Origin of the sequence: Phenylobacterium montanum, from assembly GCF_018135625.1 — a bacterium.
Taxonomy (GTDB): Bacteria; Pseudomonadota; Alphaproteobacteria; order Caulobacterales; family Caulobacteraceae; genus Poindextera; species Poindextera montana.
On record NZ_CP073078.1, the window covers coordinates 4825477 to 4850671 of the forward strand.

Genomic DNA, 25195 nt, shown 5'->3' on the forward strand with positions numbered 1-25195 from the left:
GAACGCAACGAAAAGCGCCCCGGCCGGATCTCGCCGGCCGGGGCGCCGAGGTCGTTCTAGCGCCGTCCGAGCCGGGCGGCGGAGAGCAGGATCACCGACATCGGCCGGTCCAGGTCGTCCTCCTCGACCACCACCTTGACCAAGAGCCGCTCTTCCCAGACCCGCAGGATCAGGGCCTCCATGTCGCGCTCATGGCTCGCGAAGCGGCGCATGCCGTCCTCGGTGTCCAGGGCGAAGCCGGCGAAGTCGCCGAAGCGGTCATAGACCAGCTGGTCGACCTTGCCGACGAAGCCCAGGCGCTCCTCGCCGTCATGCTTGGGCCTGGTCTTCCCGCCGCCGCTGGGCGAGGGCTTGATGTGGTCGGGATCGCCGCCCATGGCGCGCACGCGGTCCGAGACCACGCCCACATAGCGATTGAACACCGGCGCCCAGCGGTTGGTCGCCGGGATCGAGCGCTCGATCCATTTCAAGACGCCCAACAGCCGTTCCTCGGGCTCCAGGATCGTCTCCTTGGTGCGGACCGGAATGGTGATTTGGAACGCGCCCTTGACCTTGCGCCAGCGGAGGAACTGTTCCCGCTGCTCGGCCTCGGCGGCCGGGGCCCCGATCACCGGCGGCGGCTCGATCCTGGGACCGAAGGCGTCGCCGATCTGCCGGGCGACCATCTTGTAGACCTCGCCCTTCCTCACGCTGGAGGGCAGGTCGATGGTCAAAAGGCCGGCCAGGTTGGTCGCGCTCCCCGCCGGGATGGGCACATAGGTCACCCCTTCGGCCGGGACCTGCAGGGTGTGCTCGTCCAGCGCGGTCAGCCGGTGCTTCACATAGCGCTCGTTGGCGGTGTTCAGGATCTGCTTGGCGTTGGCGCCCGGCATGTAGATGCTGGCCACACTGCCCACCGGCACCGTGCCCCAGTCGAGCAGGAGCTCGTCCAGGTCGCCGGCCCGCTTCAGATCCAATACGCTCGGCTTGATCTCGAAGGTGTTGGGGATGCGGTGCGAGGCCGGGCCGCCGGGATTGTCCGAGGCGACGATCGACAGGTTGCGCTGGGCCAGCTTGTCCGACGACCCGGGGGTGTCGCCGGTGTTCAAGAGGGTGATCCCGTCCATCGAGATTTCGCAGGTCAGGCACTGGTGCGCATTGCGGATCAGGTCCTGGATGGTCTGGCGGCCGGAGGTGTAGGGGCCGTCGACCGGGGCGGGGGGCGCGATCGGGAATTGCGGCTGGCTGGGCTGGTTGATGTCGAGCCAGCAGCCGAAATAGGCGATCACCTCCGATCCCGCGCCGCTGTGGAACAGGGTCTGGTCATTGGGCGGGTCGGTCTGGGCGTCCATCCCCTGCGTCGAGGTGTCGATACGAGACGAAGCGAAGAAGGGGATGGTGGTGGTCTCGCCGCCGACGAAGCCCAGCTTGGGAATGATGGTCCCGCCCTGGCCGCCTCTGCGATAGGTGCTGTTCTGGTCGTAGGCGGTCGAGGTGGTCGAGGCCGGGAAGGTGCGGAAGAACACCCGCACATTGTTGGCGTCGGCGGTCAGCGAGCGGTAGCGGACGCGGGCCAGGGCGAAGTTGAACACCGGGACCCCGTTCACCGCCTCCGACAGCTCGATGGTCGCCGCGGTCTCGTCGGTGGAGATGGCGTCGAAGCTGTCGCCGGCGGTATTGCCCGTATTCAGGCGTCCGATCACGTTCTGGATGAACTGGACCGCGTCGGCCGGGCTATTGCCCATGGATTCGCCGAAGCGCGTGTCGCCGGCGTTGATCTGGAACACACGCAGGTCGGTGCTGAGCCAGGAGATCGGCCCGTCAAGCTCGTAGGGGTTGGGCTCGTCCACCAGTTCGATATCGGCGCTGCCGGAGACGCCGGACAGGGTCGCGGTCAGGGTCACCGGCGTGACCGCCCCGGCCGTGGTCGGGAAGTCGAGATCGGTGGTGAAGGTCACCCGGCAGGTCCAGGTGAAGCGCTGGATGATGTCGAGCTGGGTCTGGTCCGGCGCCGACAGGGCCGTCGGGGTGATGGTCAGGGAGCCCAGGGCCGGCGAGAACGAGAAGCTGGGTATGACGTTGGGGGCGCCAAAGAAGGACGAGGTGGTGATGCCCAGCTGGTTGGCGGTGAAGCCGTCCACCGCGATATAGAGGGCCGCTTCGAACTGGGCGGGCTGCGGGAACGGGCCGTGCAGGAAGGCGTCGACCTCGTCGCGGCCGAAGGTGCTGCGATCCAGGATGACCGAGCAGGCCGGCAGCAGCGAAGGCAGGGGGAAGGATGAGCCCAGGACGCAGGTCGTGGCCCCGTTCGACTGCTGGTCGTCATACTTGCTGTACATCTGCTGGACGGTCCAGCTGTTGGCGCCGACGGTCAGGGTCCCGTTGCTGCCGTTGCAGATGTCGCCGTTCTCGTGAGGGATCGGATTCGAGCCGCCGCTCCAGCCTTCGGTCCCCTCGACGTCGGGATCGGTGACCATCTCGGAGAATTCGTGGCTCAAGACCTGGGTCTGACGCTGCTCGCGGGTCTGGGCCAGGTGCAGCGAGCAACTGCTGTCGTCGGGGCAGGAGTTGGTCAGGCAGGTATCGGTCAGGCCAGGCACCACGGCGTAGAACAGCTCGTTGCCGGCGGTGGTGTCGAAGTGGAAGTGGAAGCCGAAAGCGTCGTCGCTGCTGGCCTCGCACATCACCGTCTGGTCCGTGCCGAAGGTGCCGTTGACGCCGGTGGAGTCGTCCAGGAACAGGACGTAGACCACCGACGGATCCGTCGGTTCGGGCAGGGTGTTGTTGTTGATCGCGGTCTGGAACACGCCCTCGATCGCGGCGCGGTCTAGATTGTGATTGCTGCTGGAGATGAACACGCTGCCGGCCACCGAGCCGGTCGAGCCGCAGCCGTACTGGGCCAGCATGTTCATGTAGTCGCTGTTCATCAGGTCAGTGAGGAACTGCGACAGGCGCGTGGCGCGCGTCTGGTTGGCGCTGCTGCTCCAGTCGCCCAGGAACACACACCAGACCTTGGGCTGATTGATCACCCGTCCGCCTTGATAGGCGAAGGTGGGGAAGGCGCCCGGGCCGGAGGCCAGGCGCGGACCGCCGCCCAGGGGGACGCGGCGTTTCGAGGGACGCGGGCTGACGCCGCGGACGATCCGCTGGCGGCTCCGGACGGTTGTGTCGCTGGCGGGATCTTTATGCTTGGTGGCCATGTTGAGCTCCTGGTTCGCTGGCGGAATGACCTTTCGGCTCCGCCGGTTCTGGTCGAACGAAGCCGTTCGCCGGCCCCGTCAGGGCCGCCGCCGGCGCTTACGCCTTGCCATCTGAGCTACGGGTCTGGTCGGGCGGAGCCCCCGCAAGCAAGCAGCGACCCGGCGCACGCCCTGCGCCGCGTCAACCTGGAATGCTCTGCCGATCAGAACTTGACTATTCGATACAACCACTTGGTATAAATATCAGTCAAGCAAAAAGGTCCCGAGGCGCGATAACGTGAAGTTGCATGCTCCGTGTTCAGGCGCAATCTGAACTTATGGCCAAGCTTATTGTGTGGTGACCGCTGTCACCGGTTGTTTGATTGAGAGTCCGTCTCAACTAAACAAGATAAATACACGCAGTTTTGCCAATATGATTGCTTCAAATATTGTCGGCCGGCTTGCCTTCCCCTTCCTGTGCGCCGGGCCGCTGTCAAGCGCGGCGGCGGATCAAACGATTGTTCGAACCGGCTTGCCCCGGCCTTCGCCTGGGGTAAGTTAGGGGCAAACCTGATGTTCGAATTTCGAGTGGGGAGACGGCGATGGCCGATTTTGGCGCGGACAATCTGGAAGCCTTCCGCGGCGAGGCGCGCGCCTGGCTGGAGGCCAACTATCCGGCCGAGCTACGCGACCCGAACGCCCAGGTCGACGAGGAGGCCGTCTGGGGCGGCCGCAAGTATCAGGGCTCGGCCGATCCGATCTCGACCTGGCGCGCACGCCTGGCCGAGAAGGGCTGGACCACCCCGACCTGGCCCAAGGAATACGGCGGCGGCGGCCTGTCGGCGGCCGAGGCGCGGGTGCTGAACCAGGAATTGGCCAAGGGGCGTTATGCGACCGCCCTGGCCTCGTTCGGCGTGTGGATGCTGGGCCCGGTGCTGCTGGAATACGCCACCGAGGAGCAGAAGAAAGAACACCTGCCCAGGATCGTCCGTGGCGAGATCCGCTGGTGCCAGGGCTATTCCGAGCCGGGCGCGGGCTCTGACCTGGCGGGCCTGGCCACCCGCTGCGAAGACAAGGGCGACCACTACCTAGTCAACGGCTCCAAGATCTGGACCTCCTACGCCGACCAGGCCGACTGGATCTTCGCCCTGGTGCGGACCGACACTTCGAAAAAGCACGAGGGCATCAGCTTCCTGCTGATCGACATGACCACGCCGGGCGTCGAGACCCGGCCGATCAAGCTGATCAGCGGCTCATCGCCCTTCTGCGAGACCTTCTTCACCGACGTGAAGGTGCCCAAGGGCAATCTGGTCGGCCGGCTGAACGGCGGCTGGGAGATCGCCAAGCGGCTTTTGCAGTACGAGCGGCAGAACATCTCCGGCGGCATGGGCTCGGGCGGCGGCGCGGGCGGGGCGGCCGGGGACCTGGGTAAGATCGCGCTGAAGTATCATGGGGCCGACGAGAGCGGTCGCTTGGCCGACAGCGACCTTCGCACCCGCATCACCAAGAACCGCATGGAGATGCAGGCCTTCCTGCAGACCGTGCGCCGGGTCGAGGCGGAATCCCGCGCCTCCAAGGGACCGAGCGCGGCCACTTCGATCATCAAGTACGCCGCCGCCACCATGGCCCAGGAGCGCAGCGAACTGATGGTCGAAGCCCTGGGCTTCCAGGGCCTGGGCTGGGAAGGCGAGGGCTATTCCCCGGAAGAGATCGTCGCCATCCGCGGCTGGCTGCGCTCGAAGGGCAATTCGATCGAGGGCGGCACGTCCGAGGTCAATCTGAACGTGGTGGCCAAGCGGGTGCTGGGGCTGCTGGATCACCAATAAACTCCGCTCATCCCCGCGAAGGCGGGGACCCAGGGGCCGCTTGCTCAGGCTGGTGGAATCTGGATCCCCGCCTTCGCGGGGATGAGCGCTGAAAGCAATAGAGCTTTAGAAAACCAACTTATTTTCAGGGAGATCCATTGATGGCCGATTTCGGAGGCGAAGACCTTGAGGCCTTCCGCAGCGAGGCGCAGGCCTGGCTGACGGCGAATTTTCCGGCCTCGCTGAAGGGCCGGGGCGGCATGATGCTGCAGGAAGGCGGCCCGCCGGCGGACCCGGATTACAAGGCCTGGGCCAAGGCCATGGGTGAGAAGGGGTGGGGCACGCCGACCTGGCCCAAGGCTTATGGCGGCGGCGGCCTGTCGTCCGGCCAGGCCCGCGCCCTGCAGCAGGAGATGAACAAGATCGGGGCCTGGAACCCGATCGGCGGCATGGGCGTGATGATGTTCGGCCCGACCCTGCTGGAATACGGCAACGAAGAGCAGAAGCAGCGCCACATCCCGCATATCGTCCGCGGTGAGATCCGCTGGTGCCAGGGATTCTCCGAGCCCGGCGCGGGCTCGGACCTCGCCAGCCTGCAGACCAAGTGCGAGGACAAGGGCGACCACTACCTGATCAACGGCCAGAAGATCTGGACCTCGGGCGCGCAATACGCCGACTGGTGCTTCTGCCTGGTGCGGACGGACACCTCCAAGAAGCACGAGGGCATCAGCTTCATCCTGATCGACATGCGGACTCCGGGTGTCGAGACCCGGCCGATCAAGCTGATCAGCGGCAATTCCCCGTTCTGCGAGACCTTCTTCACCGACGTGAAGGTCCCCAAGGAGAACCTGGTCGGCCCGCTCGGCGGCGGCTGGACCATCGCCAAGCGCCTGCTGCAGCACGAACGCAGCGGCCTGGCCGGCGGCGGCGGCAGCGCCGGCCGCGCCTTCGCCGGGGCGCCGATCTCGGACCTCGCCAAGTCCTATCTCGGGACCGACGACAAGGGCCGCATCGCTGATGTCGAACTGCGCTCGCGCATCGCCAGCCATGAGATGGACGCCCGCGCTTTCCAGCTCACTGCCATGCGCACCATGCTGGAATCCCGCTCCAACCAGGGCCCCAGCGCCGCGACCTCGATCATGAAGAACGCCGGCACCAAGGTCGGCCAGGACCGCGCCGAGCTGACCCTGGAGATCATGGGCAACCAGGGTCTCGGCTGGGAGGGCGAGGGCTTCACCGCTGCCGAGCTGACCGCGGTCAGGACCTGGCTGGGCGGCAAGGCCACCACGATCTACGGCGGCTCGGCCGAGATCCAGAGCAACATCATCTCCAAGCGGATTCTCGGCCTGCCCGACAATCTGAGCCACTCTTAAAAGACCAGGGATTTCAAACAACATGGCCGTTTTGACTGAAGAACAGAGCATGCTGCGCGACGCCGCCCGCACCTGGGTGCAGGACAAGTCGCCGGTGACCGCCTTCCGCAAGGTGCGCGATTCGGGCTCGGAGATCGGCTACGACCCGGCGGTGTTCGCCGAGATGGCCGAGATGGGCTGGACCGGGGTGATCATCCCGGAGGAATATGGCGGGTCCGACTTCGGCTACCTCAGCCTGGGCTTGGTGCTGGAAGAGACCGGCAAGACCCTGACCGCCTCGCCGCTGCTGTCCAGCGCGCTGGCCGCCGCCAGCGCCATCATCCTCGGGGGCAACGACGCCCAGAAGGGCGCCTGGCTGCCCAAGATCGCCTCAGGCGAACTGGTGGCCACGCTCGCAGTCGACGAGGGCGCGCACCATGCGCCGGAGAAGATCGCCCTGAAGGCGGAAAAGAGCGGCGCAGGCTGGACCCTGACCGGTGAGAAGAGCTTTGTGCTGGAAGGCCCGAGCGCCGGCCTGTTCGTGGTCGCCGCCCGCAGCGCCGGCAAACCGGGCGAGACCGACGGCATCACCCTGTTCCTGGTCCCCGGCGACGCCGCCGGACTGACCCGGCACGCGCGCAAGCTGGCCGACAGCCGCGGCTGCGCGGCCCTGAGCTTCGACAAGGTGCAGGTCGGCGACGACGCAGTGCTGGGCGAGGCCGGCAAGGGCTGGGAGCTTCTGGAAAAGACCCTGGACCGCGCTCGCGCGGGGCTTTGCGCCGAGATGCTGGGCGCGGCTGTCCAGGCCTTCGAGACCACCCTCGACTACCTGAAGACCCGCGTGCAGTTCGGCCAGCTGATCGGCAGCTTCCAGGCCCTGCAGCACCGCGCGGCCAAGATGTTCACCGAGCTGGAGCTGACCCGCTCGTGCGTCGAGGCGGCCCTGGACGCCATCGACCACAACTCGCCCGACGTGCCGGAACTGGCTTCCCTGGCCAAGGCGCGCACGGGCGACACCCTGCACCTGGTCTCCAACGAGATGGTGCAGATGCACGGCGGCATCGGCATGACCGACGCGCACGATGCGGGCCTCTATCTCAAGCGCGCCCGCGCCTGCGAGGCGGCCTATGGCGGCCAGAGCTATCACCGCGACCGCTATGCGCGGCTCAACGGGTATTGAAGGCGTCGCCCGTTCTGGGCGCCAAATTGAGCGCTGAGACAAGCGTCACTTGATTGATCGCCCCCCGGTCGGGGACTAAGGTCTCGGATAACCGTGAAATCCGAGAGTTCCGTCCCAAACCGGGGGGTTGATCATGCTGAAGTTGGTTCGTGCAGCCGTGGCGCTGGGCGCCGTGGCGAGTCTCGCCGTTTCCAGTCCCGCCTTCGCCCAGTACGGCATGGACAAGAAGAAACCGGAGGGAACGCCGGAGCTGCCGCACTGCGACAAGCCGCTCGGCACCGCGGCGGTTCAGGAGCCGCAGACCCGCTGGTGGATCAGCATGGGCCTGGGCAGTCCCGAAGTGCTGCTGAAGCTGTTTGCGGCCAAGTCCGGCTGCCTGCGCATGGTCGATCGCAACGGCGGCCTCGCCATGCACAGCGCCGAGGAGGGCCTGGCCCAGTCGGGCGAGTTGCGGCGCAATTCCAATGTCGGCCGTGGCCAGGTGGCTGCGGCGGACTATTTCATCATCCCCGACATCGCCAACGCCAACTCCAATTCCGGCGGCAACGCCCTCGGCGCGGTGGCCGGCAGCTTCCTGCCCGGCGGCTTCGGCGCCCTGGCCGGCTCGATCCGCACCAAGAAGGCCGAGGCCCAGACCCTGATCACCCTGGTCAACGCCCGCACCACCGAGCAGCTCTATGTGGCGGAAGGCACGGCGCAGAAGACCGACATCTCGTTCGGCGCCGGCGGCGGAGGCGGCGGCTGGAGCGGCTTTGCGGCCGCGGCCGGCGGCGGCTACTCCAACACCGACGAAGGCAAGGTGATCAGCGCCGCCTATTTCAACGCCTTCGTCGACCTGGTGCGCTACATGCAGAGCAACGCCGCGCCGGAGCCTGGCTCGGCCTCGGCCAGCGCCGGCGTCCAGGCCTATACCGCGACCAAGCCGGTCACCCTGCGCTCGCGTCCCTCGCCCCAGGCCAAGGCGGTGCGCACCTTCGCGCCCGGCGACCTCGTCTATCCCACCGGCCAGAAGCAGGGTGTCTGGTGGGAGGCCGACGACGAGAACGGCAACCGTGGCTGGGTGATGTCGACGGCGATCTCGCCGCGGTAGGACCGGCTCAGCCGCGCTCCACCGGGGCCTCAGCGCCGTGCCGCCCCGCGCCGGCGGCGAAGCGGGCGGCCCCCTCGCGGGTCTCGCCGGAATTGATCGTGGCCATCCCTAGGCGGAACTCGTTCAGCATGGCCGCCTCGTAGCCCATGTCCCATTGCTCGATCGCCGAGAGGCGGTCGCTCCGGAGGCAACGCTGCGGCAGGCCGGAGAGGGTCTGGGCCAGCTCCAGCGCGGCGGCGAGGGCCTGGCCCGGCTCGGCCAGGCGATTGACCAGGCCTATGCGCTCGGCCTCCTCGGCGCCCACGGGGCGGCCGGTCAGGATCAGGTCCATGGCCCGGCTCTGGCCGATCAACCGCGGCAGGCGCACCGTGCCGAGGTCGATCAGGGGCACGCCCCAGCGGCGGCAGAAGACGCCCAGCACCGCGTCGCAGGCGGCGACGCGCAGGTCGCACCACAGGGCCAGCTCCAGCCCGCCGGCCACGGCATGGCCCTCGATGGCGGCGATCACCGGCTTGGTCAGCTTCATACGGCTACAGCCCATGGGGCCGTCGCCATGGTCGCGGGTGACGTTGCCGCGGCCGTCGGCGACCGCCTTCAGGTCCGCGCCCGCGCAAAAGGCCCCGCCGGCGCCGGTCAGGATGGCCACGTCCGCCTCGCGATCGGCGTCGAAACGCCGAAAGGCGGCGGCGAGCTGGGCCGCGGTCGGCCCGTCGACGGCGTTGCGGACTTCGGGCCGCTGGATCGTGACCACGGCGACGCGGCCGTTCAGCGCGTAGGTGACCTCGGACATGGCGCCAGCTCCCTTGGTGTTGGTTGGAAGCAAGCTAGCGCAGGTGACCTTGGGGCGGACAAGGTTGGGGGCCGCCTCACAAATTTTCCTCATCCTGAGGTGCTTGGCGCGCAGCGACGAGCCTCGAAGGACGCAGCGGCGCGGCAAATGCGTCCTTCGAGGCCCGCTTCGCGGGCGCCTCAGGATGAGGAATTGTGTTGCAGTCGCTACTCCGCGGCTGCGAGCGCCGGCTCTTCCGGCTTCCAGCGCAGCTTGGGCTTCCGCGCCGCCAGGGTCTCGTCCAGGCGCCGCAGCGGGGCGTGGAACGGCGCGCCCTTGAAGCGGTCCACATCGCCGGCCTTGGCCGCGCCGGCCAGCGCCAGGAGCGCATCGCAGAAGCGGTCGATCTCGGCCTTGGACTCGGTCTCGGTCGGCTCGATCAGCATGGCCCCGTGCACGACCAGGGGGAAATACATGGTCATGGGGTGGAAGCCCTCGTCGATCATCGCCTTGGCGAAGTCGAGGGTGGAGACGTCGGTCCCCTCTAGCCAGGCGTCGTCGAACAGGGCCTCGTGCATGCAGGGGCCGTCGAACGGCGCGGTCATCACGCCCGAGAGGCGGGCCTTGATGTAGTTGGCGTTCAGCACTGCGTCCTCGGCCACCTGCCGCAGGCCGTCGGCGCCATGGCTCATCATGTAGGTCAGGGCGCGGACGAACATGCCCATCTGGCCGTGGAAGGCGGACATGCGGCCGAAGCTGGCCGAGCCTTCGACGTGCTCGACGAGGCCGAAGCCTGCCTCGCCATGCACGACCCAGGGCGTCGGCGCGTAGGGGGCCAGGGCGGCGCTCAAGACCACTGGTCCAGCGCCCGGACCGCCGCCGCCGTGTGGCGTGGAGAAGGTCTTGTGCAGGTTGATGTGCATGGCGTCGACGCCGAGGTCGGCGGGGCGCACGCGGCCGACGATGGCGTTGAAATTGGCCCCGTCGCAGTAGAAGTAGGCGCCCGCCTCATGGGTCAGGCGGGCGATCTCGACGATGTCGCGCTCGAAGAGGCCGCAGGTGTTGGGGTTGGTGACCATGATCGCGGCCACGTCCGGCCCGAGCTTGGCGGCCAGGTCGCCCAGGTCGACGCGGCCGTCCGCGGTCTGGGCGATCTCCTCCACCGCATAGCCGACGAAGGCGGCGGTGGCGGGGTTGGTGCCGTGGGCCGAGGACGGGACCAGGACGCGCTTGCGCGCATCGCCGCGGGCCTCGTGGGCGGCGCGGATGGCGAGAAGGCCGCACAGTTCACCATGAGCGCCGGCCTTGGGCGACAGGGCCACCGCCGGCATGCCGGTCAGGGTCTTCAGCCAGTGGGCCAGCTGGTCCATCAGGGCCAGGGCGCCCTGGATGGTCGAGGCCGGCTGCAGCGGGTGCAGGTCGGCGAAGCCGGCCAGCCGCGCCATCTTCTCGTTCAGGCGCGGGTTGTGCTTCATGGTGCACGAGCCCAGCGGATAGAGCGCCAGGTCAATGGCGTGGTTCTTCTGGCTCAGGCGGACGTAGTGGCGCAGGGCCTCGGGCTCGGACAGGCCCGGCAGGCCGATCGGCGCGTTGCGGGCGAGGTCGCCGAGATCGTCGGCGCCGAGGTCAGGTTCGGCGAGATCGACGCCGGTCTTCTCCCAGCCACCGAGTTCGAAGATCAGCGGCTCATCCTGCAGGAGGCCGCGGCCGCCGGTCAGGGTGGCGGGCTGGGACTGGGCGACCGCCTCGGGCCGGGTCGGACGGCCGACATTGAGCATGGTCATCAGCGGGCTCCGTCGATGGCTTGGGCGAGGGCGGCGATGTCCGCGTCGGTGGTCAGTTCGGTGGCGGCGACCAGCAGCACGTCGTCCATCCCCGCGCCGGGGTTCAGGCGGGCATAGGGCACGCCGGCGATGACGCCCTGTTCGGCCAGGGCGTCGACTACCTGGGCGGCGGGCCTGGGCAGGCGCACGGCGAACTCATTGAAGAAGCGCGGGGTCAGGACCTCGACATTGGGAATCGCGGCCAGGGCCTTGGCGGCCTTGCGGGCCTGGGCGTGGTTGACGGCGGCGAGCTTTCTCAGGCCCGCCTCGCCTAAGAGCGACATGTGGATGGTGAAGGCCAGGGCGCAGAGGCCGGAATTGGTGCAGATGTTCGAGGTGGCCTTGTCGCGGCGGATATGCTGCTCGCGGGTGGAGAGGGTCAGCACGAAGCCGCGCCGGCCCTCGGCGTCCACCGTCTCGCCGCAGAGGCGCCCGGGCGCCTGACGCACGAACTTGTCGCGGGTGGCGAAGAGGCCGACGTAAGGGCCGCCGAAATTGAGGCCATTGCCGAACGACTGGCCCTCGGCCACGGCTATGTCGGCGCCCATCTCGCCGGGCGACTTGAGCAGGCCGTAGGAGACGGCCTCGGTGGTCACCACGATCAGCAGCGCGCCGGCAGCGTGGGCCGCCTCGGCGATCCTGGTCACGTCGGTGGCCGTGCCGAATACGTTCGGGGTCTGGACGACGACGCAGGCGGTTCCGGCGTCGATGGCGTCGACCACAGCGGCCTCGGCGTCGATGGCAGGGGCCTGGGCGACGATCTCGACCCCGGCCACGTGGGCCAGGGTGCGGATGGTCTGGGCGTAGTGGGGATGCAGCCCGCCCGACAGCACCGCCTTGGCCCGGCGGGTGACGCGGTGGGCCATCATCACAGCTTCGGCCGCGCCGGTGGAGCCGTCATAGAGCGAGGCGTTGGCCACCTCCATGCCGGTCAGGGCGGCGACCTGGGTCTGGAACTCGAACAGATATTGCAGCGTGCCCTGGGCGATTTCTGGCTGGTACGGGGTGTAGGAGGTGAGGAACTCCGAGCGCTGAATGATGTGGTCGACGCTGGCCGGCACATGGTGGCGGTAGGCCCCTGCGCCGCAGAAGAACGGCCCGGCGCCGGCGGGGCGGTTCTGGCCGGCAAGGCCAGCCAGGGCGCGCTCGACCTCGATCTCGCCCTGGTGATTGGGCAGGTCGACCGTCCCGCTGCGGTGGGCCGCGGCGGGAACGTCAGCATAGAGATCGTCGATCGAAGCGGCGCCGATCACGCCCAGCATCTGGGCGCGGTCCTCAGGCGTAAGGGGCAGGTAACGCATGGATCAGAGGGTTCCGAGATAGGTTTCGTAGGCGTGGCGGTCCATCAGGCCTTCCACTTGTGACGGGTCGGCCAGCTTCAGCTTGACGAACCAGCCGGCGCCTTCCGGGTCCTGGTTGACGGTTTCGGGGTTGTCGACGAGGGCCGGATTGGCCTCGACTACCTCGCCCGCGACCGGGGCGTAGACATCCGAGGCCGCCTTGACGCTCTCGACCACCGCCAGGCCGTCGGCGGGGGCGACGGTCTTGCCCGGGTCAGGCAGGTCGACGAACACCACATCGCCCAGCTGCTCGGCGGCATAGGCGGTGATGCCGATGGTGGCGACGCCCCCATCCAGGCTGATCCATTCGTGGTCCTTGGTGAAACGCATGGGTTCGGCCTTCCTTTAGGATTTGCGCAGGTAGCGGTGGGGAACGAAGGGCATGGCCACGACCTCGGCCGCCTGGGCCTTGCCGCGGACGATGACGTCGAGGCGCGTGCCGGGCGCGGACAGGGCCGGGGGCACAAAGCCCATGGCGATGGGCGCCGAGAGGCTGGGGGCGAAGCCGCCGCTGGTGACGACGCCGACCTCGTGGCCAGCGGGGTTGGCGATCGGCGCGCCCTCGCGGGCCGGGGCGCCTTGCAGCACCCTCAGGCCCACGCGGACCCGCTCCAGCTCGCCCGCGGCCTCGGCCGCCACGCGGGCGGCGCCAGGAAAATCCTGGGCCTTGAGCCGGCGCTTGGAGACGGCGAAGGCGAGCCCCGCCTCGATCGGCGAGACGGTCTCGTCGGCGTCGTGGCCGTAGAGCGGCAGGCCGGCTTCCAGGCGCAGGGAATCGCGGGCGCCCAGGCCGATCGGCCGCACACGCTCGTCGGCCAGGAGCCGGTTCCAGAAGGCTTCGGTGATGGACGCCGGGACCAGGATCTCGAACCCGTCCTCGCCGGTATAGCCGGAGCGGGAGACCACCAGGCCATGGCCCTCGTGCTCGACCCGGCGAAACTGCATGAAGCCGAGCTCGGCGCTCTCGGGCAGGATTTCGGCCAGCACGGCGCCGGCCTTGGGCCCCTGCAGGGCGATCAGGCCGCGGTCGTCGGCGCGGGTCAGGGTCGCCTTGCCGGCGGCGGCCTTTTCGAACAGCCCGAAGTCGCCGTCCTTGGTCCCCGCATTGACCACGATGTAGAGCATCCCCTGGCGGTCGGCGCGCAGGGGGCGGCCGATCATCAGGTCGTCGACCATGCCGCCCTCAGCGTTGAGCAGCAGGGTGTAGCGCAGCTGGCCGGGCTTGAGCCCCCGGACGTCGCCGCAGACCAGGGTCTCGGCGATGGCGGCGATGGCGGCGTGGTCGGCCTCAGCGTCGCCAGACTTGTCCGTCAGGGTCAGGAAGGCCGGGCCCATGTGCGAGACGTCGAAGGCGCCGGCGTGCTCGCGGGTCCACAGGTGCTCCTTCAGCACCCCGTCCTTGTACTGCACCGGCATGTCGTAGCCGGCGAAGGGGACCATGCGGGCGCCGGCCTCGATGTGGGCCTGGTGCAGCGGGGTTTTCAAAAGTGGGTCGGACAAGGTCAACTCCGGCGTGAGGAGCGGCCGTCGGCCGCCCAGGTTCACGCCCCCGCTGTCCTTAAGCCTGAGAGATTCCGGGCCGGTCTCGAAAGACCCTCCCTTGCTCCGTCGGCGAGCCCTGGGTTACAGGGCTGCTTTCCAGCGTCCGATGGCTTTCGCGGTCCTTTTGCCTGAGCGTTTCCGGGGCGGTTGCGCCTTCGGCTCCGGCTGAGTCGCCGGTCTCTCCCGCGAGAGTCGGGCGGAACCTGACGAAGCGGGCCGCCAGAGTCAACCGCCGACGACGCTGTAGACCAACAAAGATGTCCGTTCTGTTCAAGCAAGCGCAGGACGCGCCGAGAGCTGCCCGTTGCGGCTTCGCAGGATCGTCATACCCTTGAGGCGTTGTAGCGGATTGCGATTCGCCATGCCCGATCGCCAAGGCCCATGAGTGTTGGCCCGATCACCCCGCCCGGCGGCGGGCCGGGGGGCGGAGGCGTCCCAATCGCTACGCCCACGCCCCAGGGCGGCGCCGGGTCCGGCCCGCCGGCCGGCGGGCCGGCGTCGGCGCAGGGGGCGCCCGGCGCCTTGCAGGCCGCTCTGTCACAGATCATCGGCCAGGACCTCGCCGCCCAGGACAGCCTGGCCCCGCTGCTGGCCGACCTCGCCGCAGCCCTGCAGTCCGGCGACGTGCCGGCCCAGGCGCGGGCCACGGCCCAGCAGATCCTCAGCCTCCAGGCGCCCCTGGACGGCCAGGTGACACCCGACCGGCTGCGCGCCGCCGTCGCCCATTCGGGCCTGTTCCTCGAGGCCGGCCTGGCCTCCGCGGCCCAGGCGCCGAACGATCCCGCCGCCCAGCCCTTCCCGGCCGGGGACCTGAAGGCGCTTCTGCTGCGTCTGCCGCTGGAGCTCGCCGGCCAGAGCCAGGCCGCGGCGGAGCAGGCCACGCCCCAGGCGCTGGGCCTCGCCGACCCTGCCGCCCGCCGCGCCGGCGCGCGCCCGCCGCCGCCAGTCGCCGGCGGCTCCACAGCCGGCCAGCGCGCCGTCGCCCCCAGCCTGGATCCGGCCCTGGACGCCGGCAGCCTGCGCCTCGCCCTGGGTCACGAGGCCCATGCGGCGCTGGCGCGGCTGGAGCTGATGCAGCTGGCCTCGACATCGAAGCCCGGCGCCCCGCCCCGCTGGTCGTTCGAGCTGCCGGTCGCCGCCGTTCCCGGCCAAGCCCCGGGCATGGCCCAGTTCGAGATCAGCCGCGACGCGCCCCATGGCGGCGGCCCAACGGGTGACCCCGAGCCCGTCTGGCGCGCCCGATTCTCGCTCCATCTCGACGAGACCGGCCCGGTCCACGCCGAGGTCGCCCTGCACGGGACCCGCACCCGCGTCACCCTGTGGGCCGAGCAGGAGGGCGCCCGCGCCAGCCTGGAGGCCGGCCGAGGCGACCTCACCGCCGCCCTGGCCGGGCCCGAGGGCGGCGACGCCGCCGTGCGGGTGGTCGCCGGCGCCCCGCCCAGGCCCGAGGCCCAGGCCGGCCAGCTGATCGACCGCACCTCATGAGCGACCCGCAAAAGCCTCCGCCCCTGGCCGTGGCCCTGGAATACGACAAGGGCCATGCGCCGCGCGTCACCGCCGTCGGCCGCGGCTGGCTGGGCCAGAAGATCATCGACGTGGCCAAGGAGCACGGCGTGCCCTTGCGCCAGGACCCCGCCCTGGCCGAGGCCCTCTCGACCATCGAGCTGGAGACCGAAATCCCGGAGGAGCTCTATCGTGCGGTGGCCGAGGTGATCGGCTTCGTCCTGAGCACCGCGAGGGCGCGAGGGGGCCCCTAGAACCAGAGATCGCGGACGCAGCGCCCGTCGCGCGGCAGGTCGTCGAAACTGTCCAGCCCGTCGAAATGGTCGATGGGCAGGTCGGCCACTGCGTCCGGCGGCGCCAGGCGCAGGTTGACCGCGATGCGGCGGCGGCCGTCAGGCCCGACGCGCAGGCCGCGCCAGCAGATCACACAGCCGCAGGTGGGGCAGAAGCGGATCTCCAGCGCCGGGTCGGCCTTGCCCCGGCGGGCATAGGCGGTGGTCTGGCCATGGATGTGGATGCGCTCGCCTTCGTAGTCATAGGCCCAAAGGGCTCCATAGCGGCGGCAGAGCGTGCAGTTGCAGGCGGTGGCGGGGCCGGGATCGCCCTCGACCGTCCAGCGCGCGTCGCCGCAATGGCAGGACCCTTCGAGCATCAGGCCACCTCCTCGGAGTTGCAGGGCGGCAGGCTAACAGGTTTCGAACCCGAGGTCCGCTCGCGGAAAACTCATCGGGGTTGCGGTTTCGCACAAGGCGCGTGAAACTGAGATCGCAGATTTTGAATCCTGCCCCGGGGGAAATCGCCAATGCCGACTGCCGCACCCTATGCTCGCGCCGCTGCGCTGATCCTGATCGCCGGACTGGGCGCCTGCTCCAAGACGCCCACGGTCGATGTGGCCAAGGAGGTCGCCGCGCTGCAGGCCGAGGACGCCGCCATCAACGCAGCCTACAAGGCGCGCGACGCGGTCAAGGCCACGGCCTACGACGCCGCCGACTATCTCAGCTACACCTCCGGCGCGCCGACGGTGAAGGGGCGCGACGCCGACCTCGCGGGGACCAAGGACTCGTTCACCGACCCGGGCTTCGGCTTCAGCTTCACCGCGGACCGCACCGAGGTCGCCAAGTCTGGCGACTTGGCCTACCAGGCCGGCAGCTATACGCAGACCCAAACCAATCCGGCGACCAAGAAGGTTGAGACTGTCACCGGCAACTGGGTCGCCGCTTGGCGGAAGGAGCCGGACGGCGCTTGGCGCATCGCCAGCGAGGCTGTGACCCAGGCCCCGGCGCCCGCCGCCAAGCCCTGAGGGCAGCGCCAGAACCCGTCAGCCCCGCATCACCTTGCTCGACAACGGCGCGGTGAGGCGGAAGCGCACGCCCTCAGGCGCAAAGTCCAGCCGCGCCTCGCCGTCCACGTCGCGGGAAAAGCCGCGCTGGATCAGTTCCGTGCCGAAGCCGCGCCGTTCAGGCTCGGCCACCTGCGGCCCGCCGCTCTCGCGCCAATCGAAGGTCAGGACCTCGCCGCCGCCGACCTTGTCGATCGTCCAGGTCGCCGCGACGCGCCCGCAAGGCCGGCTGAGGGCGCCGTACTTGGCCGCGTTGGTGGCCAGCTCGTGGCAGGTCATCAGGAAGCTGACCGCCGCCTCGGGGCGCAGGCGCACGTCCGGCCCGGCGATGGCCAGGCTCTCGTCGCCCTCGGCCCGAAAGGGGGAAAGGGCCAGCACCACCAGCTCGCGCAGGTCCGCATCGGCCCAGCGCCTGAGCGCAAGGTGCTCATGCCCGCTGGCCAGGGACAGGATGCGCTCGCTGAAGGTGGCGGCGAAGGCCTCGGGCGTTTCGGCGTGGCGCAGGGTGCGGCGGCTGATGGCCATGACCGCGGTCAGGGTGTTCTTGACCCGGTGATCCAGCTCCTTGATCAGATAGTCGCGCCGCTCGACCGCCTCCTCCAGCGAGCCGATCAGCTGCACGTTGGCGAGCGCCGTGGCGGTGGCGCGGGCCATGGCCGCCAGCCGGTCGATCTCCAACTGGCCGGGCGCGCCCAGCTTGGCCCAATAGGCGCCGATCGCCGCGATCGGGTCGTAGGAGCGGACCGGCGTCATGATCATGCTCTTGACGAAGGTCGGACGGTAGGCGTCGTGCGGCACGCGCGGGTCGGCATAGATGTCGGGGATCACCGCGGTCTGGCGGTTCAGCATGGCCCAGCCGGAGACACAGGTCTGGATCGGGAACTTCTGGCCCTTCCACAGGGGCGCGATGGCCTCCTCGTCCAGGTACCAGCAGCGGTCCTCGTCGCGCAGCACGAAGGTCACCCCGTCGGCGCCGGAGATGCGCCGCGCGGCCTTGCGCACCACGTCTGCGACCTCCTCGATGGTGCGCGCGCCGGCCAATTGCTCGATCGCGTCCACAAGATCGAACAGCGAGGTTTCTGAGGCGTCTTCCGTCGTGTGCGCCAGGGCTGTCATTGCTGAAAATTGCGCCCGAGAGTTGTCTTCGGCGACATGCAGACGCCGAATCAGCAACGCGGTCAATTCACCTTCGTTTCAGTGCGTCCAATCGCCCTTGGGCGCGGTCGCGGCGCCTACATCCGTTCTGCGGGTTCGATCCCGAGAAGCTCCAGAGCCAGCTCCAGCTGGCGCAGCACCACCCCGGCCAGGGCCAGGCGCGATCCACGCACCGCCGGCTCGGCGGACAGGATCGGGCAGGCGGCGTAGAACTTGGAGAAGGCCTGGGCGAGCTTGTAGGCGTGCTCGGCCACCAGGTTGGGGGCCTTGCGGTCATAGGCCTCGCGCACGGCGCCGTTGAAGGCGTCCAAGAGCAGGGCCAGTTCGCGCTCTGCCGCCTCGCCGATGGCGATGGCGTTCCCGGCCGCGGCGCCGGTTTCCTCGGCCTTGCGCAGCACCGATTTGATGCGCACAGCCTGGTAGAGCAGGTAGGGGCCGGTCTTGCCCTCGAAGCTGGAGAAGCGGTCCAGGTCGAACACGTAGCTGGTGCCGCGGAAGTTCTGCAGGTCGGCGAACTTCAGCGCCGCCACCGCGACCTTGTGGGCGATGTCCTCGAACTCGTCCTGAGGCAACTCGGCGCCCAGGCCGGCCTCGTGCAGCCGCTCGCGCGCCTTGTCCTTGGTCATGGTGATGAGGTCGTGCAGCTTCAGGACGCCGCCTTCGCGCGTCTTGAATGGCTTGCCGTCGGGCCCGTTCATGGTGCCGAAGCCGATGTGCTCCAGCGCGCCCTCGGCGGCGTAGCCGGCCAGGTAGGCGGCGCGGAAAGCGATCTCGAAATGGTCGGCCTGGCGCTGGTCCACGCAGTAGAGGGCGAGGTGCGGATCAAAGCTCTGCTTGCGGTCGAGGATGGTCGCCAGGTCGGTGGTGCCGTACATGGCCGAGCCTTCGGACGAAACCACCAGGAGCGGCGGCAGCTCGTGCTTGTCGCCCTCGCGGGCCACGCGGACGATCAGGGCGCCCTGATCGACCTCGGTCAGGCCCTTGGCCTTGAGGTCCTCGACCATGCCTGCGATGAGATGGTCGACGTCGCTCTCGCCTTTCCACAGATCGAAATCCACGCCGAGCGCGTGGAATTCGCGCTGCAGCGCCGCCATGGAGACGTCGTGCATGTGCCGCCAGAGGGTCAGGTAGCCGGCCTTGCCGCCCTGCAGTTCGGACGTCGCCTTGCGGGCGCGATCGCGGAAGGCGGTGTCGGCCTTGGCCTGGGCGGCGGCGGCGGGATAGAGCCGGTCCAAGGTCTCCAGGTCGAGGCCCTTGAGCAGCGGGGCGGCGGCCTCCGGCGACAGGTCCTGCTCGGCGACCTCGCGCCAGTTCGGATCGGCGTCGGCGGCGGCGACGATCAGCAGCCCCATCTGGAAGCCCCAGTCGCCGAAGTGGGCGTCGCCCAGCACCGTATCGCCGCGGAAGCGATAGATCCGCTTGACCGATTCGCCGATGATCGAGGCGCGCAGGTGGCCGACGTGCATCGGCTTGGCCACGTTGGGGCCGCCATAGTCGACGATCACCCGCCGCGGCTCGGGGGCGGCTTCGGCGCCCAGGCGCGGGTCGGCGGCGATCCGGCCGGCGCGTTCGGCCAGGGCCGCATCGGCCAGCTTCAGGTTGATGAAGCCCGGGCCGGCGATTTCGACGCTGGCCAGCAAGGGCGAGCCGGCCAGGCCCTGGGCCACGGCGGCGGCGATCTCGCGCGGCGGCTTGCCCGCGCCCTTGGCGGCGGCCAGGGCGCCGTTGCACTGGAAGTCGGCCAGGTCGGGCCGGTCGGACCGGGTCACGCGGCCGTGTTCGGCCGGCAGGCCGGCGCTGACGAAGGCCTTGGCGACAGCCTCGGTCAGGGCGGCGGTCAGGTCGGTCATGAGTCTTGCGGGGTTAAGCCTACGGGTTGGAAGCCGTCTGGGCCGGCGCGCCGGCGTTGACGCGGAAGCGTTTGCCCAGTCGGTTGAAGTCGGCCATTTCGGGCGTGACGTCGAAGCCGACCAGAACCTCGAAATTGCCGCCGCTGACCACGTTGGTCGCGCGCGGAATGGAGATGTCGTTGATGCGGTCGGTCATCAAGACCCGGTCCTCGCCCTGCGGGAAGGTCGCCTTGATGTCGAAATATTCCTTTGCCAGGACCGCCTGGTTCCGGTCGGTGACCGCGATCCAATAGCGATAGTCCTTGGTCGGCGAAGTCGCCTGCGGGCCGCGGCCGAAGGCGAACAGGACCTCCACCTCGATGTGGATCGGGTCCGTGCCCTTGTAGGTGCAGCCCGAGGCCAGCTTCTGGATCTCGCCGGTATAGCCGACCGAGCCCGAGGCCTCCTTGCCGTCCTTGAACTCGACATAGCGCCCGGCGTCATAAAGCACCTTCACGAACGGGCAGGGGCCGGCGTTCTTCGAACCGGGCAGATCGAGGGCGGTGGGACCGGCCCATTCCTCGTCCTTCTTCTTCTTGGCCGCGTCGTCTTCAGAGGTGTCCTTCTGGCCACGGCCGCCCGGGCCGCCGCCGCCGCCGATCTGGGCGAAGCTTGGGGCCGCCGGAACGGTCAGGGCCGCCGCGATCAGGGCGCAGGCGAGAATATGAAAACGGCGCATGTCTGAAAAACTCCCGCGCCCCCGCGCGACGAACGAAATCGATCTTGCCGGTGTGATACTGGTTTGCGGCCCGCCCCGCAACGCGGCTGCTTGACCGCATGCTCTTGACCCGCGTGCGCGGCTCGCCGATCACCGCGCCATGGCCGTCTATACCGACATCACCGACGCCGAGCTCGAGGCGTTCCTGTCCGAATTCGACCTTGGGGCGCCCCTGGTGTTCAAGGGCATCGCCGAGGGCATCCAGAACTCGAACTTCCTTTTGGAGACCGAGCGCGGGCGCTTCATCCTGACCATCTACGAGCGCGGGGTGGCGCACGAGGAACTGCCCTATTTCCTGAACCTCTTGCGCTGGCTGGCCGAGCACGGCTTTCCCTCGGCGACGCCGGTGGCCGACCGGCACGGCCAGCTGCTTTCCAGCCTCCGGGGCAAGCCGGCGGCGATCGTGGGCTTTCTGCCGGGCCTTTCGGTGCGCCGGCCGACCGTCGAGCACTGCCGCGAGGCGGGGCGGGGGCTCGCCTGGCTGCACCAGGCCGGCGCCGGCTATCCGGGGCGGCGGGCCAACGACCTCGGCCAGGCCGCCTGGGCGCCGATGTTCGAGCCGCTGCAGGCTGCGGCCGAGGGCTTCAAGCCCGGCCTGGCGGCGACCATCAAGTCTGACCTGGAGGTGCTGGCCCGGGCGTGGCCCAAGGACCTGCCGTCGGGCGTGATCCACGCGGACCTGTTCCCCGACAACGTGTTCTTCCAGAACGGGGTGTTTGCGGCGGCGATCGACTTCTACTTCGCTTGCGACGACTTCCTGGCCTACGACCTCGCCATCTGCCTCAACGCCTGGTGCTTCGAGCCGGACGGTTCGCTGAACGTCACCGCCGCCCGGGCGATGGTGGCCGGCTACCAGTCGTTGCGCCCCCTGAGCGCGGCCGAGCGCGAGGCCCTGCCGGTCCTGGCCTGGGGCGCGGCCATGCGCTTCTTCCTGAGCCGCCTGTCGGACTGGGGGATGGCGGCCGCGGAGGGCGCCTTCGTGCGGCCCAAGAACCCGATGGAGTACGAGCGCAAGCTGGCGGTGCACCGGGCGGCGCAGGGCGGCGGCGGGCTGATGCTGTTCGGCGAGGCCGGCCAGTGACGCCGCTGGTGGTGATCTATACCGACGGGGCCTGCCGCGGAAATCCCGGCCCCGGCGGGTGGGGCGCGATCCTGACCTTTGGCGACAAGGAAAAGGAGATCTGCGGCGGCGAACTGGCGACCACCAATAACCGCATGGAGTTGATGGCGGCGATCCAGGCGCTGGAGGCGCTGAAGCGCCCTTGCCGGGTCGAGCTGCACACCGACAGCCAGTACCTGCGCAACGGCATCACCGAGTGGATCTCGGGCTGGAAGGCGCGCGGCTGGAAGACGGCATCCAAGGATCCGGTAAAGAACGACGACCTTTGGAAGCGCCTCGACGCCGCCCGCCTGCATCACGAGGTGTCGTGGCGCTGGGTCAAGGGCCACGCCGGCCACCCGATGAACGAGCGCGCCGACGGCCTCGCCCGCCAGGGGATGCTGGAGACGCTCGCGAAACGGTGAGCGGGGGCCGTCTTGACTAGTTCAACGATAAACGATCTATTTGGTTCAATATTGAACTAAATGGAGCGGGCCATGACCCCCGATCGTCGAGCGTTCGTGAGGCTGGTCGGCGGCGGCGCCGTTTTCGCCGCAGCGCCTTTGGGGGGCTGTGCGGCGGGGCCGGACCTCCGCGCGGCCTGGCATGACCCCGGCGCCGGCGAGACCGACCCGCGCCGCAGGGCCATCGCCTATGGCCTCCTGGCCCCCAATCCGCACAACATGCAGCCCTGGCTGGCCGACCTGCGCGAGCCAGGCGCCGTGACCCTCTATGCCGACCCCGAGCGGCTGCTGCCGGTCACCGACCCGTTCGACCGCCAGATCACCATCGGCTGCGGCGCCTTCCTGGAGCTGATGCGCATGGCGGCGGCCGAGCAGGGGCTCGAGGCGACGATCACGCCGTTTCCCGACGGCGAGCCGCAGCCGCGCCTGGGGGGCAGGGCCATAGCCCGCGTGGCTTTCCGGCCCGGCGGCGCGCGCGACCCGCTGTTCGCCCACGCCCTCGATCGGCGCACCAGCCGCATCCCCTTCGAGAAGCGGCCGCTGGCGGCCGGCCTGGACCTCGAGATCCGCAAGGCCAGCCTTGGTGGCGTCACGGCGTCTTCGACCGTCGATCCGGCGCGCATCGCGACGCTGAAGGCGCTTGTCTATGCCGGCTCTGTCGTCGAGGCGCGTACCCCCGCCGCCCAGCATGAGAGCTGCGAGCGCACCTTCATCGGCGCGCGCGAGGTGGCGGCGCATCGCTACGGCATCGCCCTGGATGGGCCGATGATGGAGGCCCTGCACGCGGTGGGCCTGCTGACCCAGGCCGCGCTGGAGCGCCCAGGCAGCTTCGCCTTCGACCAGTCGCTGGCCTTCCTGAAAAGCCTGGCCGACACCGCCCAGGGCTTCGTCTGGCTGACCACGCCGGAAAACTCGCGCGCCGAGCAGTTGATGGCCGGCCGCAGCTATCTGCGCGTCAACACCCAAGCGGCGGCGCTCGGCGTGGCCATGCACCCCTGGAGCCAGACCCTGCAGGAATACCCGACCATGGCGGCGCTCTACGCCAAGGCCCATGGGATGCTGGCGCCTGAGGGCGGGCGACTGCAGATGCTGGTCAGGATCGGCTATGCTCATCCCGTGCCGCCGGCGCCGCGCCGAGGCCTTGCCGCGCAAATACGGAACGCCTGATGAGCCCTGCGCCGAAGGACCGGCCCGATGTCCAGGTGTTCACCGAGATCGGCATCATCGATCAGCTGGTCACCAGCCGTGTGGAGCGGAGCCTGCCGGCGGGGCTGAGCTATGCGCAGTTCGGGGTCCTGACCCACTTTGCGCGCCGCGGCGGCCAGGAGAGCCCGGCCCAGCTGGCCAAGGCCTTCCAGGTGACCAAGGGCGCCATGACCAATACGCTGCAGCGGCTGGAGGCCCAGGGCTATGTCCTGGTCGAGCCCGACGCCGAGGACGGCCGCAAGAAACTGGTGTCGATCACGGCGTCGGGGCTGGCGGCGTACGACCGCGGCCTGATGGGCATGCGCCCGATGATGGACGCCCTGCGCGAGGCCTTCACCGAGGCGGAGTTCCTGGCCGCCCTGCCGTTCCTGACCGCGCTGAGGAAGTGGCTGGACGAGGCGCGGTAGGAACTCAGGCGGCGTGCAGGCGCAAGGCGTCGGCCATGATCGCGTCGAGGGCGCGGTGGGCGGGTACGTCGGTGGCGGGCAGGTCGCCCTGGGCCAGGATCTGGACCAGTTGCTGGCGCGCCCGGCTGACCCGGCTCTTCACCGTGCCGACCGCGCAGTCCAGAATCAGCGAAGCGTCGTCATAAGACATCCCGGCCGCGCCGATCAGGATCAGGGCCTCGCGCTGCTCGGGGCACAGCATCATCATGGCCCGGCGCATGTCGGACAACTCGTGCGCCGCAGTCGGGTCGTCCGCCGCCACCAGGGTGCGCTCGGCCATCTCCGGATCCAGCGGCTGCTGGCGCCAGGAGCGGCGCTTGGTGGAATAGAACAGGTTGCGCAGGATCATGAAGGTCCAGGCCTTCATGTTGGTGCCGACCGTGAAGCTGCCGCGTGCGGCCCAGGCCTTCAAAAGGGTTTCCTGAACCAGGTCGTCCGCCTCGGCCTTGTCGCCGGCCAGGGAGCGGCCGAAGGCGCGAAGGTGGGGAACGACCGCCAGAAGGTCTGCCTGGAACCGGCTTTCAGCTGTGCTCATCGAGGCCTCCTCAATGTCTCGCTAGAAAGCTAATGCCCCAGCTGAGGAGAAGGTTGCAGCGCTTCGAGGTCACGCGGCCGTGATGGAAAGACAAGATGCAACCAAATTCGAGCGATCCCGTTTTCCTGGCAGCGCAGGGGCGGCACATCGCCCCCCCAGCCCCCAACAGCCACTGGCCCTGCCAGTAGCGCCGCCCCTGCGCCCCCGCTTTCGACATAATTTGAACACAAAAAATCGCCGGGCCTTTCGGACCGGCGATCCAATATTTCATCGCTGAAGGACGATTACTGCAATTTGTTCGCCATCTGCTCGACCGCGCGGTCGACCAGCGGATCGCTCTTAAGGCCCTTCAGCCGGCTGGTCAGGACGCTTTCGGCGATCTGCGCGGCCAGTTCGGCGGCCGCAGCCTTGACCTCGGTCTCGGCCTGGGCCTGGGCGTTGGCGATCTTGCGTTCTGCCAGGGCCTGGCGGCGCTTGATCTGGTCTTCCAGCTTGGCCTTGGCCTCTTCCGAGAAGCGCTTGGCCTCGGCTTCGGCGTTGGCCAGCATTTCGGCGGCCAGATGCTCGGTGTGCTCGCGCTGGGCCTTGATCTGGGCCAGCAGGGCCTGGGCCTCCTGGCGAAGGCGCAGGGCCTCGTCCAGTTCGGCTTGGACCTTGGCGGCGCGGTCGTCCAGGGCCTTGGCGGCCATGCCCGGCACCTTGGCCCGGACGAGGGCCACGACCAGCACCACGAGGCCGGCCAGAACCCAGAATTCCGGCTCGGACATGCGGAAGCCGTCCAG

The 25195-nt window shown here is 69.1% G+C and carries 23 protein-coding genes and 1 riboswitch; of the genes, 11 read left to right on the forward strand and 12 right to left on the reverse strand.

Annotated features, from left to right (window positions below):
- Window positions 1-56: 56 nt before the first annotated feature.
- Complete coding sequence (locus tag KCG34_RS22105) at window positions 57-3179, reverse strand: hypothetical protein (RefSeq protein WP_211937757.1); 3123 nt, start codon at window positions 3177-3179, stop codon at window positions 57-59.
- Window positions 3180-3760: 581 nt separating this feature from the next.
- Here KCG34_RS22105 and KCG34_RS22110 point away from each other — a divergent pair.
- The 4 genes from KCG34_RS22110 to KCG34_RS22125 all read left to right on the forward strand — a co-directional run bounded on the left by KCG34_RS22110 (window position 3761) and on the right by KCG34_RS22125 (window position 8585).
- Window positions 3761-4984, forward strand: coding sequence for an acyl-CoA dehydrogenase family protein (locus KCG34_RS22110; RefSeq protein WP_211937758.1), 1224 nt, complete (start codon window positions 3761-3763; stop codon window positions 4982-4984).
- A gap of 140 nt (window positions 4985-5124) precedes the next feature.
- A complete protein-coding gene (locus KCG34_RS22115; RefSeq protein ID WP_211937759.1) occupies window positions 5125-6336 on the forward strand; it encodes an acyl-CoA dehydrogenase family protein in 1212 nt (403 codons plus the stop codon).
- Window positions 6337-6358: 22 nt separating this feature from the next.
- Window positions 6359-7495 carry an acyl-CoA dehydrogenase family protein gene (locus KCG34_RS22120; RefSeq protein WP_211937760.1) on the forward strand — a complete coding sequence of 379 codons (1137 nt, stop codon included), beginning with the start codon at window positions 6359-6361 and terminating at the stop codon, window positions 7493-7495.
- A 133-nt stretch (window positions 7496-7628) separates the two neighbouring features.
- Complete coding sequence (locus KCG34_RS22125) at window positions 7629-8585, forward strand: SH3 domain-containing protein (protein ID WP_211937761.1); 957 nt, start codon at window positions 7629-7631, stop codon at window positions 8583-8585.
- Between the two features lie 7 nt (window positions 8586-8592).
- Here KCG34_RS22125 and KCG34_RS22130 read toward each other — a convergent pair whose 3' ends face one another.
- The 5 genes from KCG34_RS22130 to gcvT all read right to left on the reverse strand — a co-directional run bounded on the left by KCG34_RS22130 (window position 8593) and on the right by gcvT (window position 14017).
- Complete coding sequence (locus KCG34_RS22130; RefSeq protein ID WP_211937762.1) at window positions 8593-9375, reverse strand: crotonase/enoyl-CoA hydratase family protein; 783 nt, start codon at window positions 9373-9375, stop codon at window positions 8593-8595.
- Between the two features lie 206 nt (window positions 9376-9581).
- Window positions 9582-11138 (reverse strand): aminomethyl-transferring glycine dehydrogenase subunit GcvPB, encoded by a 1557-nt coding sequence (gene gcvPB, locus KCG34_RS22135; RefSeq protein WP_211937763.1) that lies wholly within the window; start codon window positions 11136-11138, stop codon window positions 9582-9584.
- Window positions 11138-12478: an aminomethyl-transferring glycine dehydrogenase subunit GcvPA gene (gene gcvPA / locus KCG34_RS22140; protein ID WP_211937764.1), complete on the reverse strand. Its 1341-nt coding sequence runs from the start codon at window positions 12476-12478 to the stop codon at window positions 11138-11140. Before gcvPA ends, gcvPB begins: the two co-directional genes overlap by 1 nt.
- A gap of 3 nt (window positions 12479-12481) precedes the next feature.
- Window positions 12482-12847: a glycine cleavage system protein GcvH gene (gene gcvH / locus KCG34_RS22145; protein WP_211937765.1), complete on the reverse strand. Its 366-nt coding sequence runs from the start codon at window positions 12845-12847 to the stop codon at window positions 12482-12484.
- A 15-nt stretch (window positions 12848-12862) separates the two neighbouring features.
- Window positions 12863-14017 (reverse strand): glycine cleavage system aminomethyltransferase GcvT, encoded by a 1155-nt coding sequence (gcvT, locus tag KCG34_RS22150; RefSeq protein ID WP_211937766.1) that lies wholly within the window; start codon window positions 14015-14017, stop codon window positions 12863-12865.
- 148 nt (window positions 14018-14165) lie between these two features.
- Window positions 14166-14255: riboswitch (glycine riboswitch) on the reverse strand.
- Window positions 14256-14440: 185 nt separating this feature from the next.
- Here gcvT and fliK point away from each other — a divergent pair.
- Window positions 14441-15544 carry a flagellar hook-length control protein FliK gene (fliK, locus tag KCG34_RS22155; RefSeq protein WP_211937767.1) on the forward strand — a complete coding sequence of 368 codons (1104 nt, stop codon included), beginning with the start codon at window positions 14441-14443 and terminating at the stop codon, window positions 15542-15544.
- Window positions 15541-15816, forward strand: a complete 276-nt coding sequence (locus KCG34_RS22160) for an EscU/YscU/HrcU family type III secretion system export apparatus switch protein (RefSeq protein ID WP_211937768.1) — start codon at window positions 15541-15543, stop codon at window positions 15814-15816. The genes fliK and KCG34_RS22160 overlap by 4 nt, the downstream gene beginning before the upstream one ends.
- Here the strand turns inward: KCG34_RS22160 and KCG34_RS22165 are convergent.
- A complete protein-coding gene (locus KCG34_RS22165) occupies window positions 15813-16214 on the reverse strand; it encodes a GFA family protein (RefSeq protein ID WP_211937769.1) in 402 nt (133 codons plus the stop codon). The genes KCG34_RS22160 and KCG34_RS22165 overlap by 4 nt on opposite strands.
- A 150-nt stretch (window positions 16215-16364) precedes the next feature.
- Here KCG34_RS22165 and KCG34_RS22170 point away from each other — a divergent pair, with 150 nt between their 5' ends.
- A complete protein-coding gene (locus KCG34_RS22170) occupies window positions 16365-16862 on the forward strand; it encodes a YybH family protein (RefSeq protein ID WP_211937770.1) in 498 nt (165 codons plus the stop codon).
- 18 nt (window positions 16863-16880) lie between these two features.
- Here KCG34_RS22170 and KCG34_RS22175 read toward each other — a convergent pair whose 3' ends face one another.
- The 3 genes from KCG34_RS22175 to KCG34_RS22185 all read right to left on the reverse strand — a co-directional run bounded on the left by KCG34_RS22175 (window position 16881) and on the right by KCG34_RS22185 (window position 20624).
- On the reverse strand, window positions 16881-18017 hold the full coding sequence (locus KCG34_RS22175) for a sensor histidine kinase (protein WP_211937771.1): 1137 nt from the start codon (window positions 18015-18017) through the stop codon (window positions 16881-16883).
- 116 nt (window positions 18018-18133) lie between these two features.
- A complete protein-coding gene (gene argS, locus KCG34_RS22180; RefSeq protein ID WP_211937772.1) occupies window positions 18134-19906 on the reverse strand; it encodes an arginine--tRNA ligase in 1773 nt (590 codons plus the stop codon).
- A 19-nt stretch (window positions 19907-19925) separates the two neighbouring features.
- Window positions 19926-20624, reverse strand: coding sequence for a Tat pathway signal sequence domain protein (locus KCG34_RS22185; RefSeq protein WP_211937773.1), 699 nt, complete (start codon window positions 20622-20624; stop codon window positions 19926-19928).
- 139 nt (window positions 20625-20763) lie between these two features.
- On the opposite strand from KCG34_RS22185, the gene thrB reads away from it, so the two are divergent.
- From thrB to KCG34_RS22205, 4 genes are all read left to right on the forward strand, one after another.
- On the forward strand, window positions 20764-21744 hold the full coding sequence (gene thrB, locus KCG34_RS22190) for a homoserine kinase (RefSeq protein WP_211937774.1): 981 nt from the start codon (window positions 20764-20766) through the stop codon (window positions 21742-21744).
- A complete protein-coding gene (gene rnhA, locus KCG34_RS22195) occupies window positions 21741-22187 on the forward strand; it encodes a ribonuclease HI (RefSeq protein WP_211937775.1) in 447 nt (148 codons plus the stop codon). The genes thrB and rnhA overlap by 4 nt, the downstream gene beginning before the upstream one ends.
- A 72-nt stretch (window positions 22188-22259) precedes the next feature.
- Window positions 22260-23393 (forward strand): Acg family FMN-binding oxidoreductase, encoded by a 1134-nt coding sequence (locus KCG34_RS22200; protein ID WP_211937776.1) that lies wholly within the window; start codon window positions 22260-22262, stop codon window positions 23391-23393.
- Entirely contained in the window at window positions 23393-23839 is a 447-nt protein-coding gene (locus KCG34_RS22205) for a MarR family winged helix-turn-helix transcriptional regulator (protein WP_211937777.1), read from the forward strand. Before KCG34_RS22200 ends, KCG34_RS22205 begins: the two co-directional genes overlap by 1 nt.
- Before the next feature lie 4 nt (window positions 23840-23843).
- On the opposite strand, the gene KCG34_RS22210 is transcribed toward KCG34_RS22205, so the two are convergent.
- Both KCG34_RS22210 and KCG34_RS22215 read right to left on the reverse strand, forming a co-directional pair.
- On the reverse strand, window positions 23844-24413 hold the full coding sequence (locus KCG34_RS22210) for a sigma-70 family RNA polymerase sigma factor (RefSeq protein WP_211937778.1): 570 nt from the start codon (window positions 24411-24413) through the stop codon (window positions 23844-23846).
- A 284-nt stretch (window positions 24414-24697) separates the two neighbouring features.
- On the reverse strand, window positions 24698-25180 hold the full coding sequence (locus KCG34_RS22215; protein ID WP_211940933.1) for a F0F1 ATP synthase subunit B: 483 nt from the start codon (window positions 25178-25180) through the stop codon (window positions 24698-24700).
- Between the last annotated feature and the right edge of the window lie 15 nt (window positions 25181-25195).